This window comes from Serratia bockelmannii (assembly GCF_008011855.1).
Lineage (GTDB): Bacteria > Pseudomonadota > Gammaproteobacteria > Enterobacterales > Enterobacteriaceae > Serratia > Serratia bockelmannii.
This window is the reverse complement of the sequence record NZ_VOUX01000029.1, coordinates 19221-27482: the sequence shown is the minus strand read 5'-3', so window position 1 is coordinate 27482 and position 8262 is coordinate 19221. Positions and strand designations below refer to the sequence as shown.

Genomic DNA, 8262 nt, shown 5'->3' with positions numbered 1-8262 from the left:
CTGAAATACAAAACGCCCGATGAGGTTCATCGGGCGCTATCAGGCTGAAAAGTGTCAACCTATATCAGGACTAGTCAGTCATGTCATCAGAAGTGGGTGTTGATGCTCATGTAGTAGGTACGGCCCGGTTCGTTGTAGGTGGCCGCGCCCGCGCCGGCGATGTTGATCGCGCCGGTAATCGGGTCGCCCACGTTCTGCGCGTTGCCGGCGCGGAACTGGCGTTTGTCGAACAGGTTGTCGATGCCGGCGGTGACGCTGACGTTTTTGGTCAGGTCATAGGTCGCGCTGGCGCCGACGACGGCATAAGGGCTGACCTCGCGGGTTTCGCCGCCGGTGGCCGGTTTACCCTGGTAGTTGTACTTCTTCGGCTTCTGACGGCCGTACCAGGTCAGGGTGGACTGCATCGACAGATCCTGCGTAGCCTGCCAGCTGAGGGTCGAGTTGACGGTGAACTTCGGGATCACCGACAGGTAATCGCCGGTGGTCTTGTTCTTGTTCTCGATCATGTAGGTGGCGTTGTTGCTCCAGGTGACGGTCTCGCTGACCGGCACGTTCAACGAGCCTTCCAGCCCTTGTACGACCGCTTTCGGTACGTTCTCCCACTGATAGACCGCCGTGCCGGTACTGCTGGTGGCGATGCGCGAGTTACCCGCTTCAATCTTGTTGTGGTAATCGTTGCGGAAGTAGGTCACGCCGGCCAGCCAGCCTTCGTTATGGAACTCCAGCCCGATCTCTTTGTTGACGCTGGTTTCCGCCTTCAGATCGTCGTTACCGAGCAGGTAGCAGCCGTTTCTGACATCGCTGCCCGCACACCCTTGGCCTTTGCTGTACAGCAGGTAGTTGCCGTTGGTCTGGTACAGGGTCGGCGCCTTGTAAGAACGGGCGATGCCCATTTTCAGCGTGAAGTAGTCGCCCAGTTCCTGCGACAGGTTCAGCGCCGGGCTCCAGTTGTTGCCGGATTCTGAATGCAGATCGTAACGCAGACCCGGCGTCAGCATGGTGGTGTCGGTCAGCTCGATGTTGTCTTCGGCGAACAGCGAGAAGATATGCGCGGAAGCGTAAGGGCTGCGCGTGCCGTTGCCCATGCCGGGAATAGTGCCGCCCATCAGCGTTTGGCTGGTGGACGTGCCGTCTTTCATCCGCTGTTGGGTCCACTCGGTACCCAGCGTGGCGGTCTGTGAAACGCCCAGCTCAAACGGCACGCTGACTTCGCTGTGCGCCAGGAAGTCGTCCAGCTTGGTGGTGCCGAAACCGGTATTTTTGGTGTCGAAGATGCCTTCGGTGCCGCCGGCCAAGCCCTCGTTCAGGCGGGTGTTGCGGGTGCGCTCGAACTGCACGTAGTTGTTGGTGCTCACGCCGTTGTCCCAGGCGCCGCGGTGGGTCAGGCCGAAGGTTTCACGGTAGATGCGGTTGGTCTCTTTGCCGTAGTTGCTCTGCACCAGGGCATTGGTGTTGGTGTTCTGGGTATCGCCAGAATACAGGTTGCCCTGGCGGCCGTAGGCGTACTCGAACTCCAACGACTGCAGATGGGCGAAGTCCCAGTGCAGCAAGGCGTCGATGTTTTTATCGACCACCCCTTCACGCCCGGCGGGCAGGCTGTTGGCGTAGGCGCCTACGCGTTCGGACTTGTGTGATTCGTTAATGTCCCAGGCGTCGGCCTGCGTTTTGCTGTAGCCGCCGAACAGGCGGAAGCTCAGGGAGTCGCTCAGCGGGCCGGACAGGCTGAAGTCGGTGCGCTTGGTGGCGCCTTCCTGCTTGTGCTGCGGCACGTTGAAGTAGCCGTTCAGCGAGCCGTGCAGCGCATCACCGGCCTTCTTGGTGATGATGTTGACCACGCCGCCCGCGGCGCCGTTGCCGTAGCGCGCTGCGGCAGGGCCGCGCAGTACTTCGATGCGCTCGATCATTTCTGGCGGCACCCAGGCGGTATCGCCGCGCGAGTCGCGCTCGCCGCGCCAGCCCTGACGCACCGAGTTGCGGCTGGAGGCCGGTTTGCCGTCGATCAGAATCAGGGTGTTTTCCGGGCCCATGCCGCGGATATCGATCTGGCGATTGTTGCCGCGCTGGCCGCTGGTGGAGTTGCCGGTCAGGTTAACCCCGGGCATGGTGCGGATCAGTTCGCTGATGTCGCGCGCCGGCGGGCGTTTTTTGATCTCGTCGGCGGTGATGGTGGACACCCCCGGCGCCTGCAGGTTCTGCCGGGCGGCGGTCACGACGATGGTGTCTTCGCCGCGCGGCTTTTTATCCGCTGCGCCGCTGTTTTCTTCCGTGGTGGGGGTGTCGGTCTGCTGCGCGGCGTTGGCGAACGCGGACGCGCCCAATCCCAAGCCGATAAGAGTGGCTAAAGAATAACGTGATAGCTTGCTTTTCATTTGAGTGTCCTACCTTGCTGCCATCCCTCGCCGAACGGGGGGGAAGGGCGGTTGTAGTTTTTGTGTAGTCGGAAATAGAAAATCGGCTGCGGCAAGGGATGCCATTGATGTATCCCCGATCCCTGTCCGTTGCGCGCAATACCAGCACGATCTCCAAGCCTTACACACTATTGCAAATGCAAATTATTATCAATAGTATTTGGCGTACAGTGCGTTCGGGCGGTGGCCGGCGATAGGGAAAAGTCGACGTTCCCGGTGCCGCCAACTACAAAATGGGTAGGCGTTGTGAATACAGAACTACAGTCAGAAAGCAGCAGATTATTGGCCAGCAGCAATGCGGGCAGTCCAGGGTGGTGGTTGACGGTGGCACGGCGCGGTACGCCATGGGTAGAACCGGCGGGTAACGGCCGCTGGCGAACCACCTTTTTCTGGCGCGATCCTCAGGGATGCGAATTGACCTCCGCCTACCGTCGCGTGTGGATTAACATTAACTGCTTGACCGACCATCACCAGCCGAATCCGCCGCAAAGCCTGCAGCGTTTGGCCGGTACCGACGTGTGGTACTGGCAGACCGAGCTGAGCGGCGCCTGGCGCGGCAGCTACTGCTTTATCCCCTGTTTTGACGAGCGGCCGCCGGCGTTCAGCGGCGACGATGCGCACGCCAACATGCACAACCTGCGCCACTGGTGGCACCAGGTGTTTGCCAGCGCCACCCCCGATCTGCTCAACCCTTATCGCTCCTGGCAAAGCGCCAGCGGCCACAGCGTCTCCGGCCTGCACATGCCGGATGCGCCGCCGCAGCCGGTATGGCGCTCGTTCGACGAATATGAGATCGCCAGCGGGCGCTGCACGCCGCCGCTGCCGGCGCGTTTGCAGCGCCATACCTGGCAGAGCGAGCGCCTGGGCAACAGCCGCGACGTCTGGATCTACACCACCGGCGACAGCAAGCCGGCCGAGCGCCCGCTCGCGATCCTGCTCGACGGCCAGTTCTGGGCGAAGCAGATGCCGGTTTGGGAGCCGCTGATGCAGCTGACCCGCGAAGGGGCATTGCCGGAAGCGGTGTATGTGCTGATCGACATCATCGATCTGCCGCATCGGTCGCGCGAACTGACCTGCAAGGACGACTTCTGGCTGGCGGTGCAGGAAGAACTGATGCCACAGCTGGCCGACTGGGCGCCGCACAGCGACAAACCGGCTGACACGGTGGTGGCGGGGCAAAGCTTTGGCGGCCTGGCCTCCCTGTATGCCGGGCTGCGCTGGCCGCAGCGCTTCGGCGCGGTGATCACCCAGTCCGGTTCCTACTGGTGGCCGCGGCGCGACATGCTGCAGCTGCCGAGCATTCCCGACGACGCCTGCTGGTTGCTGCAACAGGTAGAACGGCACGGCTTGGGCAATCACGGCGCGCTGAAGGTATTTATGGAAGCCGGTTCGCAGGAAAAACTGGTGCATCGGGTCAGCGGTGAAATGGCGGCACGCCTGAGCGACGCCGGCCATCGGGTGCACTACCGGGTGGTGGAAGGCGGGCACGACGCGCTGTGTTGGCGCAGCGGCCTGACCGATGGGCTGCAGGCGGTCTGGGCTTCCGCTTTCGCCACCGCTTACCCGGCATCGGCGACGGCACGAGGAACACATGATGGAAAGCCTGAATCCGTTCGATGATCAACAGCAGCGCAGCCTGGTGCTGCGCAACGTACAACAACAATACAGTTTGTGGCCGGATTTCCGCGCCATTCCGTCCGAGTGGACGATCGTCTTTGGCCCGGCGGCGCACACCGCGTGCGCCGAATGGCTGGAACAGCATTGGCAAGACATTCTGCCGGTCGCAGCACGCGAGGCGTGACCGGCGCCAGGTAATCACGGGAGCAATAAGCAGTGTCACACACCCCTAACTCTCTCAGCGGCCCGGCGCTTGCGGGCGAATGGCCGTTGGTCGCGGCGCAACCCGGCATTTGGGTCGCCGATCAAATCTCCCCGCATCGCAATGCCTACGCGGTCGCACATGCCATCGAACTCAACGGCCCTGTTGCCGTGGAGCCTCTGCTGCAGGCCATCATCCAGGGCCTGAACGAGGTGGACATGCTGCGCCTGCGTTTTGCGGAACGCGACGGCGTGCCGGTGCAATGGCTAGACGACGCGCTGGCGGTGCACGAGCCGGAACTTGTCGATCTGACGACGTCGCCGGACCCTGAAGCCGCCGCGCGTGCGCTGATGGACATCGATCTGGCGAGCGATCTGCGCGCCGGCAGCGGCGCACCGCTGTATCGCCATGTGGTGATGCGCCTGGCGGACGATCGCTGGTTCTGGTATCAGCGCTATCACCATCTGCTGGTGGACGGTTTCAGCTTCACCGCCATCGCTCGCCGTGTGGCGGCGATTTATACCCACCTTTGCCGCGGCGACGCGCTAGAGCCGACGCCATTTACGGCGTTCAGCGACGTGGTGGCGGAATACCAGGCTTACCGGCAGGCGCCGGCCTGGCAACGCGACGCCGATTTCTGGCTCGAAAAAGCGCGGCAGTTGCCGCCGCCGGCCACGCTCTGCCCGCAGCCGCTGGCTGGGCAAACGCCCACGCCGCGCATCCATCGATTGGAACAGCGCTGCGATCCGCAGGCCTTCGCCGAACTGGTGCAGTGTGGCGCACAGCAGAAGCTGAACGCCGCCGATATGGCGGTGGCGCTGGTGGCGCTGTGGGTATCGCGCCTGAGCGGCCAACCGAGCTTCAGCGCCGGTTTTATCTTTATGCGCCGCACCGGATCGGCCGCCCTGTGCGCTGCCGGCCCGGTGATCAACGTGTTGCCGATGGAGATGCACCTCGAGCCGCAGGCCACGCTGTATGAGGCTGCCACCCGCATCAGCCGCGAGCTGAAAACGGTGCGCCGCCATCAGCGCTACGACGCCGAACAGGTGCAGCGCGATCTGGGCCGCATCGGCGACGGCGAACCGCTGTACGGCACGGTCTTCAACTTCAAAATGTTCGATTACCAGCTGGATTTCGCCGGTATCGAAGGCATTACCCACGATCTGGCCTCCGGGCCGGTGCGCGATCTGGAGATTGCGCTGTTTATCGACGAACACCATCAGCTGAAGGTGGAGCTGCTGGCCAACGCCGAGCGTTACAGCCGCCAGGAACTGCAGGCGCACCTGCAGCGGTTGCCGCTGCTGCTGGCGCAGTTCGCCGCGCAGGCAACGTTGCCGATCGGCGAAGCCGATATGCTGACCGCCGACGATCACGCGCTGCTGGCGCGGGTCAACGACACGGCGTACCCGGTGCCGGCGACCACGCTGAGCCAGTTGCTGGCGCAGCAGGCGCAAACCACGCCGGACGCACCGGCGCTGGCGGATGCGCATTTCAGCTTTACCTACCGCGAAACGCGGGAGCAGGTTATGGCGCTGGCGCGCGAGCTGGTGGCGCAGGGCGTGCGGCCGGGCGACATCGTGGCGGTGGCGCTGCCGCGTTCGGTGTTCCTGTCGCTGGCGTTGATGGCGATCGTGGAAGCGGGCGCCGCCTATCTGCCGCTGGACACCGGTTATCCGGACGAGCGGCTGGCGATGATGCTGGAAGACGCCGCGCCCCGGCTGGTCATCACTAACCCGGCGCAGCAGGCGCGTTTCGCCGACAAGGGCGAAATCTTGCTGTATGACGCGCCGCTGGCGGCCGATCACGCCGCCGGGGTGGCGATCGCGGGCCCGACGCCGGACCATGCGGCCTATATCATCTTTACCTCCGGCTCCACCGGGCGCCCGAAAGGCGTGCTGGTCGGCCATCAGGCGATCGTCAACCGCCTACTGTGGATGCAACACCAGTATCCGCTGGGGGCGGACGACGCGGTGCTGCAGAAAACGCCGTGCAGTTTCGACGTCTCGGTGTGGGAATTCTTCTGGCCGCTGATGGTCGGCGCCCGGCTGGTGATGGCGCCGCCGGAGGCGCATCGCGATCCGCAGCAGCTGCAACAGCTGATCGCACAACACCGCATTACCACGATGCACTTCGTGCCGTCGATGCTGGCGGCTTTCGTGGCCGCACTGGACGACGACGCGGCGGTGGCGAACTGCGCCGCGCTGCGCCAGGTGTTCTGCAGCGGCGAAGCGCTGCCGGCGGAGCTGTGCCGCCTGTGGCAAAGCCGCACGGCGGTGCCGTTGCATAACCTCTACGGCCCGACCGAAGCGGCGGTGGACGTGACCTGGCATCCGGCTTACGGCGACACACTGGCGAAAGTGACCGGCGCCAACGTGCCGATCGGTCTGCCGGTATGGAACACCGGGCTGCGTATTCTTGACGCGCGCCTGCGGCCGGTGCCGCCGGGCGTGGCGGGCGATCTGTATCTGACCGGCGTGCAGCTGGCGCACGGCTACCTTGGCCGGCCGGATCTGACCGCCAGCCGCTTTGTCGCCGATCCGTTCGGCGAGGGCGGGCGCATGTACCGCACCGGCGACGTGGCGCGCTGGCTGCCGGACGGCACGGTGGAATATTTGGGCCGCAGTGATGACCAGCTGAAGATCCGCGGGCAGCGTATCGAGCTGAGCGAAATCGACCACGCCTTGCTGTCGCTGCCGGGCGTGCGCCAGGCGGTGACGCACGCGCTGGTGCTGCAGGGCACGCCGGTGGATGCCGGCGGCGATGCGCGCCAACTGGTGGGTTATCTGGTGATGCAGCCCGGCGCGAGCTGGGATGCGGAAGCCCTGCGTGCGGCGCTGGCCGACCGTCTGCCACCGCACATGGTGCCGGTGGCGCTGGTGGAAATGAGTGATTTGCCGCTGAGTGCCAACGGCAAGCTGGATCGCAAGGCCTTGCCGCAGCCGCAGGGCGGTGAGCGCAAGGCAGGACGGCCGCCGCAGGCCGGGCTGGAAAGCGAGATCGCGGCGGTGTTCGCCCGTTTGCTGCAGCGCGAGCAGGTGTTCGCCGATGACGACTTCTTCGCGCTCGGTGGCCATTCGCTGCTGGCGATGCGGCTGGCGGCGGAGTTGCGCCGCGATCTGGGCAAGGCGGTGTCCGTCGGCCAGGTGATGGTGGCGTCGCGCGTCGAGCAACTGGCTGCCTTGCTGGCGGAAGATCGCACGCAGGAAGAGGCCGATCGCAGCGGCTTCGACAGCGTATTGCCGCTGCGCGTCACCGAGGGGCCGACGCTGTTCTGTCTGCACCCGGCGTCCGGTTTCTCCTGGCAGTTCAGCGTATTGCCACGCTATCTCGATCAGCACTGGTCGCTGGTCGGTATTCAGTCACCGCGGCCGGACGGCCCGCTGGCGCTGAGCGAAGATATGGATCAGGTGGTGGATGCCCACCTGCAGACGGTGTTGCAGGTCCAGCCGCACGGGCCGTACCACTTCATCGGCTACTCGCTGGGCGGCACGCTGGCCCAGGGCATCGCCGCCCGGCTGCAGGCGCGCGGTGAGCAGGTGGCGTTCCTCGGTCTGCTGGATACCTATCCGCCGGAGACCCAAAACTGGGACGTGATGCTGGACGACAACGTGTTGAAGGAAGTGCAGCGCGAGCGCGAGCAGTTCCTGGCGGTGTCGCAGGATACGCTCGATCCGGCGCTGGGCGAGACGCGCACGGCGATGTTCGACAACATCGAAGCCAACTACGCCGATTCGGTGCGGTTGCTGTCGCACACGCGTACCGCCCGTTTCCATGGCCAGGCGACGCTGTTCGTCGCCAAACGTACGCTGCAGGAAGGGATGGACGTGCAGCAGACCTGGTCGCAGTACGTCGATGCGCTGCAGGCGCACGAGCTGGACTGCGCGCATGTCGATATCGTTTCGCCGGCGTCGTTCAAAGTGCTGGGGCCGCTGCTGAACCGGATCTTGCGCACGCTGTAATCGCGCTCGTCATCTCGCCGCCAGGCTCGGGGATTACCCCGCGTGTGGCGGCGTTTCTTGCGGTTGCTCACAATTG

The 8262-nt window shown here is 64.5% G+C and carries 4 protein-coding genes; 3 read left to right on the top strand and 1 reads right to left on the bottom strand.

Annotated features, from left to right (window positions below; genetic code table 11):
• Nucleotides 1-86: 86 nt before the first annotated feature.
• Entirely contained in the window at nucleotides 87-2369 is a 2283-nt protein-coding gene (locus FOT55_RS14045; protein WP_025304963.1) for a TonB-dependent siderophore receptor, read from the bottom strand.
• A 285-nt stretch (nucleotides 2370-2654) separates the two neighbouring features.
• Between FOT55_RS14045 and fes the strand changes: the two genes are divergently transcribed.
• Genes fes through FOT55_RS14030 form a run of 3 tightly spaced genes read left to right on the top strand, consistent with a single transcriptional unit; the run spans nucleotide 2655 to nucleotide 8186 of the window.
• Nucleotides 2655-4028 carry an enterochelin esterase gene (gene fes, locus FOT55_RS14040; protein ID WP_147823593.1) on the top strand — a complete coding sequence of 458 codons (1374 nt, stop codon included), beginning with the start codon at nucleotides 2655-2657 and terminating at the stop codon, nucleotides 4026-4028.
• Complete coding sequence (locus tag FOT55_RS14035; RefSeq protein ID WP_025304965.1) at nucleotides 4003-4209, top strand: MbtH family protein; 207 nt, start codon at nucleotides 4003-4005, stop codon at nucleotides 4207-4209. The genes fes and FOT55_RS14035 overlap by 26 nt, the downstream gene beginning before the upstream one ends.
• A 32-nt stretch (nucleotides 4210-4241) precedes the next feature.
• Nucleotides 4242-8186 (top strand): enterobactin synthase subunit F, encoded by a 3945-nt coding sequence (locus FOT55_RS14030; RefSeq protein WP_147823592.1) that lies wholly within the window; start codon nucleotides 4242-4244, stop codon nucleotides 8184-8186.
• The last annotated feature ends 76 nt before the right edge of the window (nucleotides 8187-8262 follow it).